General features: G+C 39.3%; 1 protein-coding gene. It reads right to left on the bottom strand.

The window, feature by feature from the left end:
- Positions 1-789: 789 nt before the first annotated feature.
- Positions 790-1,872 (bottom strand): protein rep (locus U9670_RS08665; RefSeq protein WP_323843774.1); only part of this gene is annotated, 1,083 nt, incomplete at its 5' end.

Raw genomic sequence — 1,872 nt, forward strand, 5'->3', positions numbered from 1 at the left:
ATGATTGTCATATAGATAATCGAAAATTTCAATTTTAATGTTTTCATTAAAATTATTAACATTTTCATTGAAATTTACATCAGGTTTTTGTACCATAAAAAGAACCGATTAAATTGTTGATCTCGACAATCCACAATTTATCGGTTTTTTTATGCCTTGTCAATAGTCAAAGCCTTGATATATCAAGGTTTAACATAAAAAAATCTATGAAAAAATATCCGCTAGTTATCCCTAATGTATAAATACAAGGCGAAAGACCCCAAAAAACACCCCATTTTTCCCCTAAAAAAACTATCGTGCCACCGCTTACATGGTGGTTTTTTATCATACCTATGTCATGGGTCAAGGTAGTATTTTTTGCGTTGCAAAAAATCTCCACCTTGACCCATGACATAGGTATGAATTTTTTAACCATGTAAGACGATGGCACTTCCTGCACAATCACAAAAAACTGCCCAGATAGGCGGTTTTTTTTTGGGGGGTTTCGAAAGGGGGGATTGCTCCCTTTCGTCCAGTTAGTTTCTCATCATTGCGAGACGAAGTCAAGCTATGGTATGAGAAACTACTAACTGGACACTCATTACCATGAGTGAAACGCTGGGGGGGTGGGTTGTAAAATCTTACTCCGATTTTTATGAGTTATTTTGTCTAAGCCAGCATAGCTTGAGTACCCTCTGGGATACTCAATCACGCTGGCAAAAAGGGGCAAAAACCCCCTTTGAACCCCCAAAAAAAACCGCCCAAATCGGACGGTTTTTGTAAGTGCATTTTATGTACTTGGTTAGTGCTTTATTCGTTAAATTTTGGATTGTAGATATAGCCCTTTTTGGATTTGTAATATGTGAAATTCAATCGTTTTTTATCTGTTTTTTCGTCCATTTCATCGGTATCATCGCCAGCTTTAATCATATCTTGATTAGTAATATTGTCGTCTTCTTTGAGTGCATTTTTTAACACTCCACCAGTGGCCACAAATCGCAGTTTGTGCGTTTGGCGTGTGAGTTCATAGAACCATTCATAACTTTCTGGAGTATCGTCGCCCTTGATATCCGCAGGCTTAACCGCATATTTGAGCGTTTCGACAATGCCTTTCTTAATATCTTCATAAGTCAGTGGTTCGCCCTTTTTCTTGCCCTTTTTCTTAACGACTCGTATATCTACATTGGGCAAGTAGTCCACACGCAAACAGTCAGCCCACAGGCGAACCCAATCCATTTGAACGACATACCCTTTGCCGAAATAACTTGGCTTAACCATTAGCAGACAGTGGAAATGTGGGTGTGCGTGGGTGTTCGGGCGTACCTTGTCTCTGGTAACTTCAGTAGTGCGTATCCAACCCTCAACAACACCAAACTCTTTACGCTTGATTAGGCGTTGCCAAGCCTTATTCATCTCTTGAAGTGTGGAGCGTAAGTCAGTAATATGCGGATTTTCGACCGTAAGCGTGAGCATGAGAAAGTGATGTGTAGGATACGCCAAACGCATATCATCATATTTTTGGTACATCATCGCTCTCCAATACAAAGATTTACGCCACTGACAGACAGGACAATACCGAACACGGCAAAAATTAGCTTCCTTGAGCAAAAAACCGCTTTCAGCTTTCCCAAACTTCAACCAACCGCTACAGAACTCCATACGCTCGCCATAACGCTCAAATTCAGCGTTTAGTGCGTATATGTCGCTAACATCGGCTGTATCGTTTCTGTGGGTGTCCCAAACGCTATCACGCTTGGATACAGTTGATAATGATATATCTAAATCACTGGGTGGATGATTGTCATATAGATAATCGAAAATTTCAATTTTAATGTTTTCATTAAAATTATTAACATTTTCATTGAAATTTACATCAGGTTTTTGTACCATAAA

The organism is Moraxella tarda, assembly GCF_035181405.1.
GTDB lineage: Bacteria > Pseudomonadota > Gammaproteobacteria > Pseudomonadales > Moraxellaceae > Moraxella.